The 18241-nt window shown below is 71.1% G+C and carries 18 protein-coding genes; 2 read left to right on the plus strand and 16 right to left on the minus strand.

Going from position 1 to position 18241, the window contains the following annotated elements; all coding sequences use genetic code 11:
• Positions 1-76 precede the first annotated feature (76 nt).
• From C8E87_RS41120 to C8E87_RS41135, 4 genes are all read right to left on the minus strand, one after another.
• Positions 77-2791, minus strand: coding sequence for a helix-turn-helix transcriptional regulator (locus C8E87_RS41120; protein WP_239080567.1), 2715 nt, complete (start codon positions 2789-2791; stop codon positions 77-79).
• The gene (locus C8E87_RS41125) at positions 2758-2961 is read right to left on the minus strand and encodes a hypothetical protein (RefSeq protein WP_133878745.1); all 204 of its coding nucleotides are present in this window, start codon (positions 2959-2961) and stop codon (positions 2758-2760) included. The genes C8E87_RS41120 and C8E87_RS41125 overlap by 34 nt, the downstream gene beginning before the upstream one ends.
• A 100-nt stretch (positions 2962-3061) precedes the next feature.
• Positions 3062-3994 (minus strand): nucleoside hydrolase, encoded by a 933-nt coding sequence (locus tag C8E87_RS41130; RefSeq protein WP_133878746.1) that lies wholly within the window; start codon positions 3992-3994, stop codon positions 3062-3064.
• Between the two features lie 50 nt (positions 3995-4044).
• Entirely contained in the window at positions 4045-4365 is a 321-nt protein-coding gene (locus tag C8E87_RS41135; protein WP_166661354.1) for an SPFH domain-containing protein, read from the minus strand.
• Between the two features lies 1 nt (position 4366).
• Between C8E87_RS41135 and C8E87_RS41140 the strand changes: the two genes are divergently transcribed.
• The gene (locus C8E87_RS41140; RefSeq protein WP_275409135.1) at positions 4367-5422 is read left to right on the plus strand and encodes an RNA polymerase subunit sigma-70; all 1056 of its coding nucleotides are present in this window, start codon (positions 4367-4369) and stop codon (positions 5420-5422) included.
• On the opposite strand, the gene C8E87_RS41145 is transcribed toward C8E87_RS41140, so the two are convergent.
• The 10 genes from C8E87_RS41145 to C8E87_RS41190 all read right to left on the minus strand — a co-directional run bounded on the left by C8E87_RS41145 (position 5419) and on the right by C8E87_RS41190 (position 13732).
• The gene (locus tag C8E87_RS41145; protein WP_133878749.1) at positions 5419-5829 is read right to left on the minus strand and encodes a hypothetical protein; all 411 of its coding nucleotides are present in this window, start codon (positions 5827-5829) and stop codon (positions 5419-5421) included. The two genes, C8E87_RS41140 and C8E87_RS41145, sit on opposite strands and share 4 nt — an antisense overlap.
• Entirely contained in the window at positions 5813-7990 is a 2178-nt protein-coding gene (locus C8E87_RS41150) for a hypothetical protein (protein ID WP_133878750.1), read from the minus strand. Before C8E87_RS41150 ends, C8E87_RS41145 begins: the two co-directional genes overlap by 17 nt.
• Positions 7991-8089: 99 nt before the next feature.
• Complete coding sequence (locus C8E87_RS41155; protein ID WP_133878751.1) at positions 8090-8851, minus strand: ABC transporter permease; 762 nt, start codon at positions 8849-8851, stop codon at positions 8090-8092.
• Positions 8852-8853: 2 nt separating this feature from the next.
• Positions 8854-9609 carry an ABC transporter ATP-binding protein gene (locus tag C8E87_RS41160; RefSeq protein WP_133878752.1) on the minus strand — a complete coding sequence of 252 codons (756 nt, stop codon included), beginning with the start codon at positions 9607-9609 and terminating at the stop codon, positions 8854-8856.
• 12 nt (positions 9610-9621) lie between these two features.
• Entirely contained in the window at positions 9622-10461 is an 840-nt protein-coding gene (locus C8E87_RS41165) for a DUF4097 family beta strand repeat-containing protein (protein ID WP_133878753.1), read from the minus strand.
• Positions 10462-10528: 67 nt separating this feature from the next.
• Entirely contained in the window at positions 10529-11032 is a 504-nt protein-coding gene (locus C8E87_RS41170; RefSeq protein WP_133878754.1) for a ribbon-helix-helix protein, CopG family, read from the minus strand.
• A 68-nt stretch (positions 11033-11100) separates the two neighbouring features.
• Positions 11101-11712 (minus strand): DUF7019 family protein, encoded by a 612-nt coding sequence (locus C8E87_RS41175; protein ID WP_133878755.1) that lies wholly within the window; start codon positions 11710-11712, stop codon positions 11101-11103.
• 58 nt (positions 11713-11770) lie between these two features.
• A complete protein-coding gene (locus C8E87_RS41180; RefSeq protein ID WP_239080573.1) occupies positions 11771-12091 on the minus strand; it encodes an alpha/beta fold hydrolase in 321 nt (106 codons plus the stop codon).
• A 2-nt stretch (positions 12092-12093) separates the two neighbouring features.
• Entirely contained in the window at positions 12094-13062 is a 969-nt protein-coding gene (locus C8E87_RS41185) for an acetylxylan esterase (RefSeq protein WP_133878757.1), read from the minus strand.
• Positions 13063-13165: 103 nt separating this feature from the next.
• Positions 13166-13732: a TetR/AcrR family transcriptional regulator gene (locus C8E87_RS41190; RefSeq protein ID WP_133878758.1), complete on the minus strand. Its 567-nt coding sequence runs from the start codon at positions 13730-13732 to the stop codon at positions 13166-13168.
• Positions 13733-13824: 92 nt separating this feature from the next.
• Between C8E87_RS41190 and C8E87_RS41195 the strand changes: the two genes are divergently transcribed.
• Positions 13825-14736 (plus strand): NmrA family NAD(P)-binding protein, encoded by a 912-nt coding sequence (locus C8E87_RS41195; protein WP_239080565.1) that lies wholly within the window; start codon positions 13825-13827, stop codon positions 14734-14736.
• Positions 14737-14752: 16 nt separating this feature from the next.
• Here C8E87_RS41195 and C8E87_RS41200 read toward each other — a convergent pair whose 3' ends face one another.
• The gene (locus C8E87_RS41200; RefSeq protein ID WP_239080564.1) at positions 14753-15886 is read right to left on the minus strand and encodes an RCC1 domain-containing protein; all 1134 of its coding nucleotides are present in this window, start codon (positions 15884-15886) and stop codon (positions 14753-14755) included.
• 112 nt (positions 15887-15998) lie between these two features.
• A complete protein-coding gene (locus tag C8E87_RS41205; protein ID WP_239080563.1) occupies positions 15999-18164 on the minus strand; it encodes a glycoside hydrolase family 3 N-terminal domain-containing protein in 2166 nt (721 codons plus the stop codon).
• Between the last annotated feature and the right edge of the window lie 77 nt (positions 18165-18241).

Consider the following 18241-nt stretch of genomic DNA (forward strand, 5'->3'; position numbering starts at 1 on the left):
GGTCGTCGGACATCCGGCGGCCTCATGGTAGGTCCGGATGCCCGGTGACAGCAGTCGGGCGGCGGACAGGCCGGGCTCAGCCGGTGAGGGCGTCCTTTACCTCCGTACGGGACGAGACGCCCAGTTTGCGCAGGATGCTGGAGACGTGCACGGCGGCAGTCTTGGGAGAGATGTAGAGGCGGCGGGCCAGTTCCGTGTTCGTCAGGCCCTCGCCGATCAGCACGGCGACCTCGCGCTCGCGTGGGGTGAGAGCTTCGGGGCCGGAGCCGGTGAGACCCATGCGGGCCCGCACCTGTTCCAGCTGAGCCACCCGCCAGCCCAGCCAGCCGGAGAGCAGCGGCGTCGCCAGGGTGAGCTGCGTGGCGGCCTCGTCCGGGCGGTTCAGCGCGAGCAGGCAACGGGCGGCCCCGACCCGTACGGTGCCCTGGGTGGCGGGGCCGAGGATGTGCGCGCCGGTGATGGACGAATAGGCGTCAAGGGCCTCCGCGGGCCGGCCGTGCGCCTCGGCCAGCTGCGCGTCGACCAGCGTGCGATAGCTGTCCCAGACGTCGGCGTCGAGCAGCGCGGCGGCCAGCTCGTCGAGGCGGGGCAGGGGCAGGCCCAGGTCGAGGGCGGCCGAGACCAGGTCATGGGCCTGTTCGCCGCTGCGCCAGGGCTGGTTGTCGAGCTCGGTCAGCAGCTCGGTCAGGGCGGCCTCGGCGGCGGGCCGGTCGGCGCGGCGGCAGTGCAGGTGGAAGGCGAGTCCGGGCACCACGGCGGGCGGGTTGTTGGGCAGCGCGGTCAGGTCGGCGATGACCTGGGCGACCCGGTCGAGTTCGCCGGCTTCGAGGTAGAGCCCGGCCAGGAAGACGGCGTGGTAGTCGGCCCAGCGGCCCCGGCGGCGGTAGTTGCGGTCCTGTTCGCGGCCCTCCTCCAGGGCGGCGACGGCAGCCCGCAGGTCGCCCTTGCGCACGGCGAGCCGGGCCCGGCCCTGGAAGTAGGTGGCGACCGACAGCGATTCGAACCCGGCCCGTTCGGCGTCGACCCGCATGCGTTCCAGGGTCTCGGCGTGTTCCTCGGGTGAGGACGGTTGCTCGCCGTAGAACAGGGTGTTGAGGGCGCGGGCGGCGAGGACCCACTCCCCCGCCTTCTCGGCGTCGTCGACCAGGGCGGTCAGGATCTCGCGGCCCTCGGCGGCTGTCCGTGGGCGTTCGCTCAGCGCCGCGCCCTTCTCGAGCAGCGCGGACATCCGTACGGCGGGCAGGTCGAACTCGTCGGCCAGGGTGAGCGCGCGGTCCGCCCAGCGCACGGCGGCGTCGAGCTCGTCGCGCAGATATTCCGACTGGGCGACCGCGGTCATCGCACGGGCCTGGTCGGCGCCGCGGGGCAGCCGCGCGATCAGCGTCTCGATGTCGTCGGTGAGCGCGCGCATCTCGTCGAACTCGCGTGACTCCCAGGCCAGGCGGACCAGCAGGTAGAGCGCCTCGGCCCGGTCGCTGGCGCCGGCGGCCAGGTCACGCCACTGGCGGGCGTGGCGCAGGGCGTCGTCGAGCAGCCCGGCCAGCCAGGCCGCGCGGGCCGCCCCGGCCAGCAGCTCGGTGTCGTCGGGAACCTCGTCGAGGCCCATCTCGGCCAGCTGCAGGGCCTGATAGGCCGACCCGATGGACAGGTAGCTCGCGGTTCCGCGGCGGGCGGCGGCGACCAGGTCGTCGTAGCGGCCGGCGCCGCGGGCGTGATGGGCGATCATCGCCGGGTCGGAGCCGCCCGCGCGCAGCAGCACGTCGAGGGCTGCCTCGTGCAACCGGCGGCGCTGACGGCCGAGCATCTGGCCGCCGATCGCCTCGCGGACGAGCGCGTGCCGGAAGGTGAACTCGTCGTCGCCCGACTCGACCAGCACGCCCCGGGTGACCAGGTCGCGCAGCACGGCGATCAGCTCGTCCTCGCCGGCGCCGGTGACCTCGGCCAGCAGGTCGAACGGGATGCGGTGGCCGAGGACGGTGGCCGCCTCGACGATGCGGTGGCCGGCCGGTTCGAGGTCGTCGACCTGGCGGCGCAGCACGTCGGCCAGGCTCCACGGCAACGGCTGCTCGACCAGCGCCTCCGCGTCCTGGCCGGGCAGCGCCCGCAGCAGCTCCTCGAGAAAGAACGGATTCCCGCCCGTACGGGTGTGCAGGGCCGTGGCCGCCCGCAGCGGGGCCGGTGCGCCGGTGGCCGCCGCGATCAGGGCGGCCGTCTGCGCGGGGGTCAGGCGGTCCAGCCGTACGTGGGTGACGGCGTGCCGGCGTTCGGTGCGCGCGAGCAGCCCGGCCACCGGCTGGCGGCGGCTCACCTCGTCGGGCCGGTAGGTGCCGATGAGCAGCCGCGGGCCGTGCTGGTCGGCGATCCGCTCGAACAGCGCCGCGCTCTCGGAGTCGGCCCAGTGCAGATCCTCGAAGACGATCACGGCGGGCGTGTCGCCGATCAGGTCGCCGAGGATCGCCAGGCCCGTGTGCAGCCGCTGGACCGGGCTGCGGGCGGCGTCGGTCAGCGCGGCCAGCTGCTGCTCGCCCACCTCGGGGCGGCCGTCGATGGCGTCGAGCAGCACCTCGTACGGCCGGGACAGCGACCCGGGCTCGGCCTGGCCGACCAGCACCACCGTCGTGGCCGGCAGGGTGGCCAGCAGCTCGAGGACCAGGCGGGTCTTGCCGATGCCGGGCTCGCCCGCGATGATCGCGACGGCCGGCTCACGCGAGGAAGCGAGCCGCGCCAGGCGGCGCAGCTCGCTCTCCCGCCCGATCATCACCGGGCCGGCGCCGCCACGGAAGGGTCGCACGACGCCAGGTTACCGGTGGGGTGTGCGCGGGCCGCACGGGCTTTCGCCGCCCGGCGGGCCTTGCGCGCGGCGCGGGCGCTGGTGAGCAGCCGCGTCCGGTCGGCCTCGGCGATCAACTCGTTCTGACGCTCGTAAGCCAGGGTCAGCAGCAGGTCGTTGTGCATCATCACGGCGGCGCTCCTTCGTCGTTCGGCGATGTGTCCATCCTCGAACGGCCGGCGCGCCGCCACATCGGGCGCCTGCTACCTATTTTCCCAGCTCACGACCCGTCTAGGTATACCTAGAGAGCGCCTCGAGCAGCGTACGCCAGAACCCCTCGACGTCGATGCCGACGGCCACCTCGGCGTTGGCAGCCCGGCCCGTACGGTGGTGCAGGTCGACGACGGTGGCGCCGCGCGTCCACGTGCCGGTGAGCTCGATCGCCAGCGGCGCCGCGACGGTGCGCACGAGGGCCGGGTCGAGCACGCGGGCCACCGCGACCGGGTCGTGCAGCGGCGGGTCGGTGAACCCGAAGTTGCGGCGGTAGGCGCCGGCGAAGAACGTCATCAGCTCGGCGCAGACCCGCCCGACCCGGGTGCCCAGACCGTTCAGCTCGGCGATGATCTCGGGCGTGGTCCGGGCCTGATGGGTCACGTTGAGGCCGATCATGGTGACCGGCAGGCCCGACCGTACGACGATGTCGGCCGCCTCGGGGTCGGTGACGATGTTGAACTCCCCGTACGGGGTCGTGTTGCCGCGGTCGGTCGAGCCGCCCATGAACACGATGCGGCGTACGCGGGAAACGGTTTCCGGACGGGTGCGCAGCAGCAGGGCCACGTTGGTGAGCGGCCCGAGCGCGATCAGGGTGACCGGCTCGGGCGACTCCGCGATCAGCCGCCGCATCAGCTCCACCGCGTGCACGTCGGCGGGCGGCGCGACCGGCACGTCCAGGTCGGGGCCGTCGAGCCCGGACGTGCCGTGGATGTCGGCGGCGACGGTCAGCTCCCCCACCAGCGGCCGGTCGCAGCCGGCGGCCAGCGGCACCCCGGTCGCGCCGGCCAGGGCCAGAATCCGCTGCGCGTTGCGGGTGGTCTTGTCGAGCGTCTGGTTGCCGGCGACGGTGGTGACGCCCAGCAGCCGCAGCCGGGGATCGCCGGCGGCCAGCAGCAGCGCGAGGGCGTCGTCGTGCCCCGGGTCGCAGTCGATGATCACGGGGTGGGACATGAGGCTCCCTGATCGTGTCGCTCCGCGTTCGGGAGCCGGTTCCGTCGTGCTTACTCCGCTCCGACGTCGCTGTGCTTGTCGAAGCCGATCACCTCGGCCTCGGCCGCGACCCGCTCGGCGCGCGCCTTCGAGTCGGCCTCCAGCGTCTCACGCTCGGCCCGGGTGCGGGCCTCGACCATCTGGGCCTCGGCCACGCGCTGGGCCGTCAGCACCCGGTTCATGATCTCCTGCAGGTTGCCGGGGAAGACCAGGTCCTTGACGTCGGCCCGGACGGTCTGCACGCCGTAACCGGCCGAGACGCCCTCGACGTCGCGCAGGATGTCCTCGCTGAGCTGGTTGCGGTTGGTCAGGATGATCAGAGTGACAGCCACCGTGGCGCGGAACAACGCATTTCCGTTACGTCCGGCGAGTGATGAGTTTCGGGCCGCGCGCCCGTCACACCTACGACAGACCACGCCGAGGCGGAAGGATGACGGGATGAGCGCGCACACGTTGGAGGAGCCGGCCTTCTCGGGCCTGGCCGAACGGCACCGCCGGGAGCTGCACGTGCACTGCTACCGGATGCTCGGCTCGTTCGAGGACGCCGAGGACACCGTCCAGGAGACGTTGCTGCGCGCTTGGCGGCGGCGCGAGACGTTCGAGGGCCGCTCCACCGTACGGGCCTGGCTCTACCGGATCGCCACCAACGCCTGCCTGGACCGCCTCGCCCGCACCCGCCCCGGCCCGGCCACCGGCGGCGAGGTGCCGTGGCTGCAGCCCTACCCCGACAGGCTGCTCGACGAGCTGCCCGCCGGCGATGCCGACGAGCCCGAGACCGCCGCCGTGGCCCGCGAGACGATCGAACTGGCGTACCTGGTCGCCGTCCAGCACCTCGCGCCGCGCCCGCGGGCCGTGCTGATCCTGCGGGACGTGCTGGGATGGCCCGCCAAGGACGTGGCCGAACTGCTCGGCGACTCGGTCAACTCCGTGAACAGCGCCCTTCAGCGAGCCCGCGCCGGTATGCGCGAACACCTGCCCGCCCAGCGCCAGGACTGGACCACCGGCGCGGAGGACACCGCCACCCGCGACCTGGTCCGCCGTTTCACCGAGGCCAGCGTGGCCACCGACATCCCCGCGCTCGCCGCCATGCTGCGCGACGACGTACGGTGCTCGATGCCACCGACCCCGGGCCTGTTCATCGGCCGCGACGCCGTCGTCCAGGACTGGACCGAGAGCGGCTTCGAGGGCATGCGGGGCTTGCGCGGCATCGAGACGTCGGTCAACCGCCAGCCCGCGGTGGCCTTCTACCACTGGCGCCCGTCCGAGGCCGCCTACCTGCCGCTGACACTCGACGTCCTGCGCATCACCGGCGGCGCCATCACCGAGATCACCACGTTCTCCGCCGACCGCTTCCACGGCCTCGGCCTGCCCGAGCAGCTTCGTGGCTAGCCGTTGAGGCGGCGGAACACCTTGCCGCAGACGTCGACGCAGTGGGCCAGCACCACGTCGGCCGTCAGCACCGTGGTCGTGGTGAAGGCGAACACCTCGCGCTCGACCCGTTCGACCGACGCGACCCACGGCTCGGCCGCCAGCTGCTGCTCGAACACGTCGCTGCCCGGGTAGGACAGGTCGAACACGCCGAGCATCCCGTCGTCGAACCCGAGGGTCCACTCCTCGCCGTCGCGGGTCGCCACCGAGAGGTATTCCGGCAGGTCGGTCAGGGCCGGGTCCTGGGGCAGGCGCGCGGCGGCCTCGACCACCGCGGCCTGCCCGGCCAGGATCTCGCCGGGGTAGCTGCAGACGCCGTTGCTGCCACGCCTCGGCTCGACGCCTTCGACCCTAAACGACCGGCTCATACGCCCATTCTCCCGCGAACGGCCAGAAGGCCCCGGTCGACGCGTGGATCTGGTACGGGATCCGGTTGCGGCGCAGGCAGTCCAGCAGGTCCTGCGGGATGCCCTGCGACCCGTTGGCGTGCGGCAGGAAGTGCCACAGCACGTTGTCGACCTCGCCGTTGTCGAGCAGGCTGCGGTCCTGCTCGCACTGTTTCAGGTACGACTCGGGGTGCCCCGGCTCGCCGGTCTTGACCTCGTGCAGGTTGCGCGGCGGGCCGGTCTCGAGGAAGTCGGGCTCGCGGGCCGAGTTGGGCCGGGGCCGTCCGGGCATCGGGATGCGGGCCGCCGGTCCGCGGGTGCCCTGCCGCCCGGCCATGATGACGGTCGCGAAGTAGTCCTCGCCGGCCTGCCAGCCCCGCAGCCAGGGGGTCGCCGCCGCGCCCGGCACCGCGCCGGTGAGCGCGTCGGCCAGACGTTTCAGGCTGTTGCTGCTCTTGCGGGCCATCCGCAGGATCACCGCGTCGGACATGCCGGCCGCGGTCAGTTTGCCGTAGTCGCCCAGCATGATGGCCCGGATGGCGAGCGTCTTGACGCTGTCGGAGATCTTGTCGTACTTGGCGACGAACGTGATCACCTTGTCGAGGCGGTGCAGGTACCGCAGGACGAACTTGGCCGCCTTGCCCGGGATGGCGACGGCGTCACCGACGTACGGGACCAACCCCATGATGCTCAGGCCGGCGCCGACCCAGTCCGACTTGATCAGGGCGGCGACGGTGTCGCGCAGGTCGGCCAGGCCGCCCAGCACCCACCCGACCACGGGGATGAGGCTCAGCCCGCCCGAGCACAGGTATCCGGCCAGCCACGCCATCGAGTCGCGCGGCGAGAAGTCTCCGGCGATCAGCCCGACCACGAAGTCGGTCACGTACGTCCACTTGCTCACCCGCTCGTCCGGGACGACCGGGTCCAGGCCCTGGTCCTCGGCGTGCGCGACCTCGTAGCCGTCGGCGATGGCGTCGCCGTCGGTGTCGGCCCGCACCGGGTTGGTCAGGTGCTCGGTGATCTCGGCGCCGTCGCTGAGCCCGTCGCCGTCGGTGTCCGCGTTGGCGGGGTCGGTCTCGGCGTCGTCGGTCTCGGTGCTGTCCGGGATGCCGTCGCCGTCGGTGTCGACGGGCGTCGGCGCGGTCTCCACCGGCGGCGTGGGCTCGCTGACCGGCGGTGGCGGGTTGTCCGCGACCAGCGGATCGCGGCCCTGCGCGACCTCGGCGCCGTCGGCCAGGCCGTCGCCGTCGGTGTCGGGGTCGGTCAGCTTGGTGCCGAGCTCCTGCTCACGCAGGTTGGTCAGCCCGTCGCCGTCGGTGTCCTCGGCGCCGTCGTCGACGCCGTTGCCGTCGCTGTCCGGGTTGTTGGGCCGCGTGTCGGTGGCCAGCTGCTCGATCTCGGTCCTGTCGGTGAGCCCGTCGCCGTCGGAGTCGGCGATCAGCGGGCTGGCGCCGAACCGCAGCTCGGTCAGGTCGGTCACCCCGTCGGCGTCGTGATCGCCCTCGTAGGTGATGCCGAACCGGCCCAGCACCGCGAAGCCGTGCTTGCGGGCCTGCGCGTTGGCCTCGGCGGCGTCCTCCGGGTCGGCCTCGCGCAGCTCCCCGTCGGCCTCCTTGAACGCGTTCTTGGCCTTCTTGATGTCGTCGAGCGCCTTGGTCATCCCGTCCGGCACAGGCGGCGCCGGTTGAATGATCTTCCACGGGTTGACGATCGCCTCGGCGTCCTGGATCGACGCGTCGGACAGCAGCCGTATGCCGGTGAGCGTGCCCACCAGCGCGTCGAGGAACGGCCGCCTGTCGTCGGCGTCGTCCTCGAGCTCCTCCAGCAGCGGCTCGAGATGCCCGTACGTGGTCCTGGCGTCGTTGTCGTTCTTGAGGCGTGCGCCGTCGAAGTACCGCGTGTCCAGATCGTCGACGACCGGCTGGAGCGTCTCGCGAACGTCCTCGGCGTCCAGGTACGGGCGTACGCGCTCGGCGGCCTGGCGGATGTAGGTGGGTGCGTCCCGGGTGTACTTGGCGGCCGGGATCTTTCTGACCTCGGCCTCCCAGTCCAGGTCGGCCGCCCGTGCGGGCGACGCGACCAGGAACGTGGAGACCATCAGCGCGGCAGTGCCGAGCACAGCCGATCTTCGGGCACGACTCATCGGAAACCTCCCCGTGGTTGTGCGGGGCAGGTTATCGACACTCGTGAATGGATATCAATGGATGGTCATTGATGTTTGCGCCAAGTGCGAACGCCCGGGTCAGGCGATCTTGCGCCGGTAGACGGCCATCGCCGCGGCGTACGCGACGAACAGGATGCCGGCGCACCAGGCGAGCGCGATCCAGATGTCGTTGCCCACGGGCTGCTGGTCGAACAGGGCGCGGATGCTGTTGACGATCGCGGTCACCGGCTGGTTCTCGGCGAAGGCGCGCACCGGGCCCGGCATGGTCTCGGTAGGGACGAAGGCCGAGCTGATGAAGGGCAGAAAGATGATCGGGTAGGAGAAGGCGGAGGCGCCGTCGGGGGTGGAGGCGCTCAGGCCGGCGATGATGGCGAGCCAGGTCAGGGCCAGCGTGAAGACGACCAGGATGCCGGTCACGGCGAGCCACGCGAGCGGCCCCGCCGAGGTGCGGAATCCGATGCCCAGGCCGACCAGCAGGATGACGACGACCGAGATCGCGTTGGAGACCAGCGAGGTCAGCACGTGCCCCCACAGCACCGACGAGCGGGCGATCGGCATCGAGTGGAAGCGTTCGAAGATGCCGCTCTTCATGTCGTTGAAGAGCCGGAAACCCGTGTACGAGATGCCGCTGGCGATCGCGATCAGCAGCACGCCGGGCATCAGGTAGTTGACGTAGTTGTCGGTGTTCGCCTGGATCGCCCCGCCGAACACGTATCTGAACAGCAGCAGGAACGCGATCGGCATGATCGTGACGGTGATGATCGTGTCGAGGCTGCGGGACACGTGCCTGATCGAACGGCCGAGCATCACGCTGGTGTCGCCGAGGACGTGGGTGGTCATGGTCAGGCCTGCTTTCCGACGACGGAGAGGAACACTTCTTCGAGGGTGGGCTGCCGTTCGACGTATTCGACCTTGGCCGGCGGCAGCAGTTTGCGCAGGTCGGCCAGGGTGCCCGAGACGATGACGACGCCGTCGTGCAGGATCGCGATCCGGTCGGCGAGTTTCTCGGCCTCCTCCAGGTACTGCGTGGTCAGCAGCACTGTCGTGCCGCCGCCGGCGAGCTTCTGGATCTCGTTCCACACCTCGATGCGCGCTTCCGGGTCGAGTCCGGTGGTGGGTTCGTCGAGGAAGATGACCGGCGGGTCCCCGATGAGGCTCATGGCGATGTCGAGGCGACGGCGCATCCCGCCCGAGTACGTGCCGACGCGGCGCCCACCCGCATCGGTCAGGCTGAACCGTGCGAGCAGGTCGTCGGCGACCCGCCCCGGCTCGGGCACGCGCCGCAGCCGGGCCAGCATGATCAGGTTCTCGCGGCCGGTGAGGATCTCGTCGACCGCGGCGAACTGCCCGGTCAAGCTGATCGAGCCACGCACCCGCGCGGGCTGGGAGACGACGTCGTAGCCGGCCACCGAAGCGGTGCCGCCGTCAGGTTTGAGCAAAGTGGACAGAATGCGTACGAGGGTGGTCTTGCCGGCGCCGTTCGAGCCGAGCAGGGCGAAGACGCTGCCGCGGGTGACGTCGAAGGTCACGCCCTTGAGCACGTCGATTTTCCCGTACGACTTGCGGATGCCGTCGATGCGGATGGCAGGGGTGTTCATGAGGTGCTCCGTTCAGGAGTGGTGGATGACGATGTCCCCGTACGAGGTGCGGCCGCGCACCTCCACGGTCTGTTGGGCCTCGCCGGGGCCGAGCGCGTTCTCCATCTCGTTGCGCACGTCCCCGAATCCGGTGTTGACCTCGAGCCACGCCGCGGTGCCGGGCGCAATGCCGATGTCGAGGCCGCCCGCCGCCGTGCCGAGCACCACCGACCCGCGTACGGCCTCACCGAGGCGGATGTCGCCGGTCGAGGTCTTGGCGTCGACGCCCGCGCCGGCCCGGCCGATGTCGATGCGGCCGTTGGCGTTGCGCACCCGCACGTCACCGCCGGCCGCGTGGATCGTGGTCTCGCCGTTGGAGTTCTTGACCACGGCCGCGCCGTCGACCGGCCCGAGCTGGATGCGGCCCGAGCCGGTGGAGACGTCGGCGTCCCCGGCCACCGGGCCGGCGGTGACGTTCCCGAACCCGGTGTGCAGTCGCAGCGGCCCGGTGCGTTCGAGCACGATGTCACCGGTCGTTTTGAGGCGGCACTCACCGAGCCGGCCGGTCGTGCGGATCCCGCCCATCTGCAGATGCGCCGCGAGGCTGGACCCGGCGGGCAGCTCGATGCTCACCTCGACCGAGCGGGTCTTCTTCGAGAAGTCGAACAACCGTTTCGGGCCGATGACTCGCAGCTCACCGTGGCTCAGGTCGACCTTGAGCTGCTGGGCGGCCTCGACGTCGGACTCGTCGTGCTCGTCGCTCGGGCGCACCTCGACGACGGTGTCGCGGCGGTCCCCGGCCACGACCTCGAGGTGGCCCACGCCGAACTCGACGGTGACGGCAATCGGCTCGGGGGTGTCGAAAACAGGCATGGTGGTACCCACTTCCTGAGTCGGTGGATCGTCCCCGCAGGTCAGGGACGCGGAGTGGCGCGGTGGGTCAGCGGACCCAGCCGGTGAAACGCTGAGCGGAGCGCTTCACGGCGACGCTGGGCTCGGCGAAGTTGTCGGGGCGTTGCAGGCTGGTGGCGGCGGCCCGCACGAGCCAGGCGTTGACCGAGCGGCCCTCCTTGGCCGCGGCTTCCTCGATGGCCGCCTTGAGCTGCTCGGGCATGCGGACGTTGATGCGGGTGGCCGGCCCGTCCTCGAGCTCGGCCGGGGAGTTCACAGGCTCGGCGGCAACCGGCGGGGCCGCCTCGGACGGCGGAGCGGTCACCACGAACTCGGGGTCACGCCCGCGCAGCCGTACCTCGACCGACCCCGGGGCCAGATCCCGCGTGATCTCGTCGGCGGCGGCGGTCAGCGCCTCCAGCACGGTCATGCGGATCGCCGACTCCAGCGCCCCGGTCAGGCGCTCGACCAGGGCCCGCGACTCCTCCCCACCGGATTCGGCCAGCGTGGCGAACTCGCGGCCCAGGTTGGTCACGTACGAGGTCAGGTCCATGGCACCACTATGGCACACGAGTGGCACCACTGCAAAGGACTTTGGCACACGGATGGCACCAGAGGCATTCAGTCGACGAGGGCGACGTACAGCGGCGAGCCGAGCAGCACCCGTTCGCCGTCGGCGCCAGGTTCGTCCATCAGGCGCTTGGCGATGAACTCCATGGTCTGAGCGGGCCCGCGCAGCGCGTCAGTGGCCGCCCGTACGGCGTCAGGCGCCTCTTCGCCGTCGACCCGGTTCAGGCCTTCCAGCAGCGACGGCAGCATCGACCGGCCCATCGGGAGCACCTGCTGCTCACCACCGGGCGGCGTGCCGAACATGTGCGCCCGGGACCCGCCGAGGCCCAGCACGGTCCCGCCCGCCCGGCCGCCGAAGTAGACCATCGGGAACCCGTCGGCGCCCACGGTCGGGCCCCAGCGCAGCGGCATGAGCCCCCAGAAGAACTGCCCCGGCGCCTCGACCGTGCCCAGGTCACCGAAGTCGCCAAGGTAGCGCACGACCTTTTCGAGCCGGGCCGTGCGCTCAGCTCCCGCGAGCGTCTCGCCGCTGCGCTTGGCAGTCAGAAACTGCAACCCCAGACCGACCTCGGACGAGCGCTTCCGCATGGCACCGGGGTCGATCTGCTGCAGCAGCATCTCCACCTTGGCATCGCTGATGTACACGAAATACCTGAACGACATCGATCCCCCTCGACGACCGCCCCGATTCTTCCACCCCGCGTCGACGGTCACTCCAGCGCTATGGAGGGCCGCCGCCCGGCAGCACGGTTGCCGGCCCGCGCCCCGAGCCGCCGAAGACCGCGAACCGGTCCCATCCCTCGGCGTCGGCCAGCGCCCGCACGTCCTCGGCCACGTCGGCGACGCTGCGTCCGGGGCGGCGGGTCGAGCCTCCGTACCCGGGGCGGTCGGGCATGAGCACCCGTACGCCGCCGCGGTGTATTGCCTCGATCTGGTCGGGGCGCCGCAACCGGGTGCTCGGCGTGCCGTTGTGCGCGATCACCGGGAAACCGCCGGTGGGCCCGTACAGGCAGTAACGCAGAACGCGCCCGCCGGCCGTCACCGTCAAGCGACGCCGAGCCGGCTGCGCAGGAACCCCAGGGCCCGTTCCTCGTCGAGGATGCCGCCGCCCTCGTGCGCGTTGAACTCCCACACCGCGATCTCCTTGTCACCGCCGTACTCGTGGAAGGCGCCGTAGACGGTGGACGGCGGGCAGGTCGTGTCGCGCAGCGCGGCCGAGAACAGGGCGGGCGCCGTCGCGCGGGAGGCGAAGTTCACGCCGTCGAAGTAGGCCAGCGTGCCGCGCACCTGCTCGACCTCGGTGCGGTGCACGACCAGGTAGTCGATGATTTCCTTGTACGGGTACGACTCCGTCACCTGCAGGGCGCGCGGGAAGTCGCACAGGAACGGCACGAACGCGACCGCCGCGGCCAGGTCGTCGCGCAGGCCCGCTACGGCGAGCGCGTTGCCGCCACCCTGGCTGCCGCCGAGCACCGCGATGCGGGAGTTGTCGACCACGTCGAGGCTGCGGGCGGCGTCGACGGCCCGTACGGCGTCGGTGAACATCCGCCGGTAGTAGTACGTGGCCGGGTCGAGGATGCCGCGGGTCATCACGCCCGGCACCTGCGGCTGGGACGGCGCCTCGTCGGGGGTGGCGCCCAGGCTCCAGCCGGAGCCCTGGCCGCGCGTGTCCATCTGCAGGTGCGCGAACCCGGCTGACGCCCACAGCAGGTTCTCCAGGGCGTGACCGCGGCCGCCGCCGTACCCGACGTACTGCACCACGGCGGGCAGCGGGCCGGTGGCGCCGGCGGGCACCCGCAGCCAGGCCCGCACATCCTGCCCGGCGAAACCCCGGAACGTCACGTCGTACGTGGAAATGGTCTTGAGGTGGGTAGTCACCCCGCGCAGGCGCACGTCGATGTCGTGCTTGGCGGCCTCGGCGAGGGTCTCGGCCCAGAAACTGTCGAAGCCGGCGGGTGCGGTCTGGCTGCTGCGGTAGGTGGCGAGCTGCTCCGGGGAGAGGTCGGTCAGCAAAGCGATCGTTCCTTCGTCTCGAATGCGCCGCCGCCGGCGCGGCGAGCAGAACCGTGTTGATCCTGACACGGCCCGGCGCCCGCAGGGACACGCCGGCACGAGGTCAAGCAGATCCGGCCGGGCTGACGCCCTCGACGGTCAGGTGCAGCAACCGTTCGGCCTCCGCGGCGGCGTCCGGGTGGTGCTCGGTGGCCAGCGCTATCCCGGTCACCAGGTTGAGCAGGTCGGTGATGGTCACCCCCGGCGTCAGCGACGCGGCGGCCCGCGCGACCAGCGGGCCCCCGGCATCGGTCAGGCGGGCCGTCGCGCAGTATTCGTGCGGCTCGCCGGGCGGTGCGGCGCGGTCGCGGTTGAGGGCCTCGGGCAGGCCGCGCGTGGTGGCGGCGAACGTGAGCACGTCGCGCAGCCATTCCAGCAGGCCGGCGCGGGGGTCCGGGTGGCCGAGCAACTCTGCGGCCCGCCCGCACAGAGTGTCCATCTGCCGGCGGAAGACGGCTTCCAGCAGGGCGTGCCGCGTGGGGAAGTGCCGCCGGGCCGTTCCGGATCCGACCCCGGCCGTGCGGGCGATCTGCTCCAGGGAGGCGTCGGCGCCCTCGGCCGCGATCGCCTTCTCGGCCACGGCGAGCAGGAGCGCGTAGTTGCGGCGGGCGTCGGCGCGTTGCCCGGTCATCACCTCTCCTCACGGTTGCCAAGCGGCGGGGTCCGCCATATCGTAACCTCACACAAACGGCGGCCCACGCCGTTTTTAGCTTGGGGGAAATCGTGAGCGCACCCGTCCTTGTCACAGGCGCCACCGGTCAGCAGGGCGGTGCGACGGCTCGCGCGCTGCTGGAGAACGACATTCCCGTACGAGCACTGGTCCGTGACCCGTCGACGGAACGCGCGAAGAACGTCGCCGCTCTCGGGGCCGAACTGGTCACCGGCGACCTCAAGGACCGCGATTCGCTTGTCGCGGCCGCGCGGGATGTCAGGGCCGTCTTCTCAGTGCAGATGCCCGAGGTCAAGAACGGCGCGTACGACTTCGCCGGCGAGCTGGATCTGGCCGTCAACCTCATCGAGGCGGCCACCATCGCCGGCGTGCGCCAATTCGTGCACACGTCCGTGTCGGGTTCCGACCGCCTCGCCACGGCGCCCGGTTACGAGACCGGGCGGTGGAAAGCCCTGGAACCGTATTACGCGTCCAAGGCGGGTATCGAGAAGCGCGTACGGGAAGCCGGTTTTCCGTTCTGGACGCTGCTCAAGCCCGCCTTCTTCATGGAGAACTTCCGGCTCGAGGCTTCCTATCTGCTGCCCCGGGGCGTGGCAGGCGGCATTGTCACGGTGCTCAAGCCGGCGACTCACCTGTCGCTGGTCGCGGTGCACGACATCGGAGTCGCGGCGGCCGCGGCGATCGCCGAACCGGAACGCTTCCACGAGGTCGTGCTCGAGCTCGCGAGCGATTATCAGCCGATGACGGCGATCGCGGAAACACTGGGCCGGGCTCTCGGCGCGCCGCTGACCGCTCCCGACATGACCGAGGCCGAGGCGCTCGAGAAGGGAATGCCGGCGTACGCGGCGCTCCCGATGGAATTGATGAACCTGGCGGGACAACCGGCCCGTCCCGAGTTCGCCCGGGATCTCGGCATTCCGCTCACGTCGTTCGAGGAATGGACCGGTGGGGGCCGGATCGGCTGACCCGGCCCCCATTGGGTCAGCTCGGCAGGGTCACCTGCAGCGGCGCCCGGCGCTGCGTTGTGGTGCCGTCACCCAGCTGCGCGTTGTCGTTGTTGCCCCAGCACCACAGGCTGTCGTCGGTGCGCAGGGCGCAGTTGTGGTGGCCGGCCGACGCGTTGGCGGTCCACGTCGTCGCGGTGCCGATCCGGGTCGGGGCATAACGATGCGTGGTGGTGCCGTCGGCCAGCTGACCGGACGCGTTGTTGCCCCAGCACCACAGGCTGCCGTCCGTACGGGTGGCGCAGGCGGTGTCGAAGCTCGCGGTGACGCTGGTCCAGGTGCTGACGTTGCCGACCTGAACCGGCGCGGCCTGGTAGTTGCCGCTGACGCCCAGCTGGCCGTAGCCGTTCTCACCCCAGCACCAGAGCGTGCCGTCGGTGCGTACGCCGCAGGTGAACAGGTAGCCGGCCGTCACGCCGGCCCAGCTGGTGCCCGTGCCGACCTGGGCCGGGGTGGTGCGGTAGCCGAGCACGCCGACCCCGAGCTGCCCGGTCGAGCTGTCGCCCCAGCACCACAGGGTGCCGTCCGTACGGGTGGCGCAGGTGTGCGCGAAACCGGCCGTCACGCTGGCCCAGTTACTGCCCGTGCCGACCCGCAGCGGCGAGGACGCGGTGTACACGGCGGCGCCGTCACCGAGCTGCCCGAAACGGTTGAAGCCCCAGCACCAGAGGGTTCCCTCCGCACGCACGGCGCAGGTGTGGCTGTCCCCGGCGCTCACGCTCGCCCAGCCGGCCGACGAGCCGACCTGCACCGGCGAGGTCTGCCGGGCGGTGTTGCCGTTGCCGAGCTGGCCGCGCGTGTTGCTGCCCCAGCACCACAGGGTTCCCCCCGTACGGATGCCGCAGTTGTAGCTCGTGCCTCCGTCCACGCTGGTCCAGGTCTCGGTGCCGACGCGTACGGGTGCTGTCCGGTTCGTCGTGGTGCCGTCGCCGACTTGGCCGCTGTAGTTGCCACCCCAGCAAAGCAGGCGGCCCTCGTCGATCACGCAGGTGTGGGAGTAACCGGTGGAGAGCGTGGTCGCCGCGGGTGGGGCCGCGGTGGCCGCCGAGGGGGCGGCGATGAGCATGGCGATCAGCGTCAGCACGGTGGCGACGATCGTCCTTCTTGTCACGTGGGGACTCCTCAGTTCATGGGGACGGGCGGTTCAGGACTCGGCGGTGCAGGTGGCGGTTCAGGACTTGGTCATGCGGTGGCGGTTCAGGACTTGGTCATGCGGTGGCGGTTCAGGACTCGGTGGTGCAGGTGGCGCCGTTCAGGGCGAACGCGGCCGGTCTCGGGTTGGTGCCGGGGTGCGAGCCGTTGAAGCCGAAGCTCGCGCTCGCGCCCGGGGCCAGCGTCGAGCTCCACGACTCACCCGAGGCCGTGACCGCCGAACCGCTCTGGGTCACGCGTGCCGACCAGGCCTGGGTGATCGTCTGGCCGCCGGTGAAACTCCAGGTCAGCGTCCACGGCGAGACCGGCGTCGACCCGGTGTTGGTCACGCTGACCGTGCCGGTGAACCCGGTGTTCCAGTCGTTCGTCGTGTACTTCACCCGGCACGAGGAAGACGGTTCCGGATCGGGGTCCGGGTCCGGCCCGCCGTCGTAGGTCAGCCCATGCCCGTACGGGAAAAGGGGTGTCTTGCCGTCGCCGTCGTTGATCGGCTGTTGCGAGGCCGACTGCATCCACGTCACCGGCAGTTTCCCGGTCGGCGCGTAGTCACCGAAGAGCACGTCGGCGACGCCCGCGCCCTCACTGCCGGGCAGCCACGCCGCGAGCAGCGCGTTCCAGTTGCCGATCTCGGACCCGATGTCGAGCGGGCGGCCCGACACCAGCACCACGATCACCGGCACACCGGCAGCGCGCAGCCGTGAAAGCGTGTTCAGATCCGTCGAGTCGAGACCCATCGATCCCGTACGGTCGCCCTCCCCCTCCGCGTACGGGGTCTCCCCGATCACCGCGACGGCAGCGCGATACGAATTGTCGATGCCGACGCCGTCCCGGTTGTAGGTCACGGTCGTGCCGTTGCCGGCCGCGGCCCGAATCCCGGCCAGAATCGACGTGCCGGCAATGATGTTGCCGCTCGAGCCCTGCCAGCTGACCGTCCAGCCGCCGCTCTGATTGCCCAGATCGTCGGCGCTCTTGCCGGCCACGAAAATCTTGCCCCCGCTCTTCGCGAGCGGCAGAACGTTCCCCGCGTTCTTCAGCAACACCTGCGATTGCCGTACGGCCTGACGCGCCAGCGCCCGATGTTCGGCGCTGCCCACCGTCGAGGCGAAACCCCTTTCCGCGTACGGCTTCTCGAAGAGCCCGAAAGCGAACTTCTGCGTCAGGATGCGCCGGTTGGCGTCGTCGATCCGCGACATCGGGATCTGCCCCGCCTGCACCGCCGCGCGCAAATGACCGACGAAGGTCTTCCAGTCGGTGGGGACCATCGCCATGTCGAGCCCGGCGTTGACCGCTGTCGCTATCTCGGCCTGGGTGAAACCGGGCCGCCCGTCGATCTGGTCGATGCCGGCCCAGTCGGAGACGACGAACCCGGCGAAACCCAGCTCGCCCTTCAGCACATCGGTGACCAAATACTTGTGGCCGTGCACCTTGACGCCGTTGAAACTGCTGAACGAGACCATGACCGACGCGACCCCGCGTTCCACGGCGGCCCGGAAGGGCGGCAGGTGCACGGCTCGCAGCTCGGCCTCGCTGATCTGCGTGTTGCCCTGATCGACGCCGCCGGTGGTGCCGCCGTCGCCGACGTAATGCTTGGCGGTCGCGAGCACATCGGCGTCCTGCAAACCGTCGACAATGGTGGTCATGCTCGACGCGATTTCGGGCTTTTCCCCGTACGACTCGTACGTGCGCCCCCACCGGTCGTTGCGAGCCACACACACGCACGGCGCGAACGTCCAGTCCAGCCCCGCGCCCTTGACCTCGTCCGCGGTGGCGCGCCCGATCCGCTCGACCAAGGCGGGATCGCGCGTCGCCCCGAGGCCGATGTTGTGCGGGAAAATCGTCGAGCCCGGCACGTTGTTGTTGCCGTGCACCGCGTCGATCCCGTACAGAATCGGAATCTGGAGTGGAGTGGCGAGCGCGGCCCGCTGATAGTCGTCGTACATGTCGGACCAGCCGGCCGGGGTGTTGTTCGCCGGGGCCGAGCCGCCGCCGGAAAGAATCGAGCCCACCCGGAACGAGGTGACGTCCGCCGCGCTGGTCGTGCCGCGCTCGGACTGCACCATCTGCCCGATCTTGTCGTCCAGCGTCATGCGGCTTACCAGGTCGTCGACGCGAGCGGACACCGGAAGGCCGGGGTCCTGATAGGGCAACGCGGCGGCTGCGGCCCGCGACGCCAGGCCGGAGCCCGCGAGCGAATCCGAGGCCGTCGCACCTTGCCCAGCCAGGCGCGTCGCCGTCAATGTTTCCGCACCCAGGCGCGTCGCCGTCGAGGCATGCGCACCCAGACGCGTCGCCGTCGAGGCTTGCGCACCCAGAC

Origin of the sequence: Paractinoplanes brasiliensis (assembly GCF_004362215.1) — a bacterium.
Taxonomy (GTDB): domain Bacteria; phylum Actinomycetota; class Actinomycetes; order Mycobacteriales; family Micromonosporaceae; genus Actinoplanes; species Actinoplanes brasiliensis.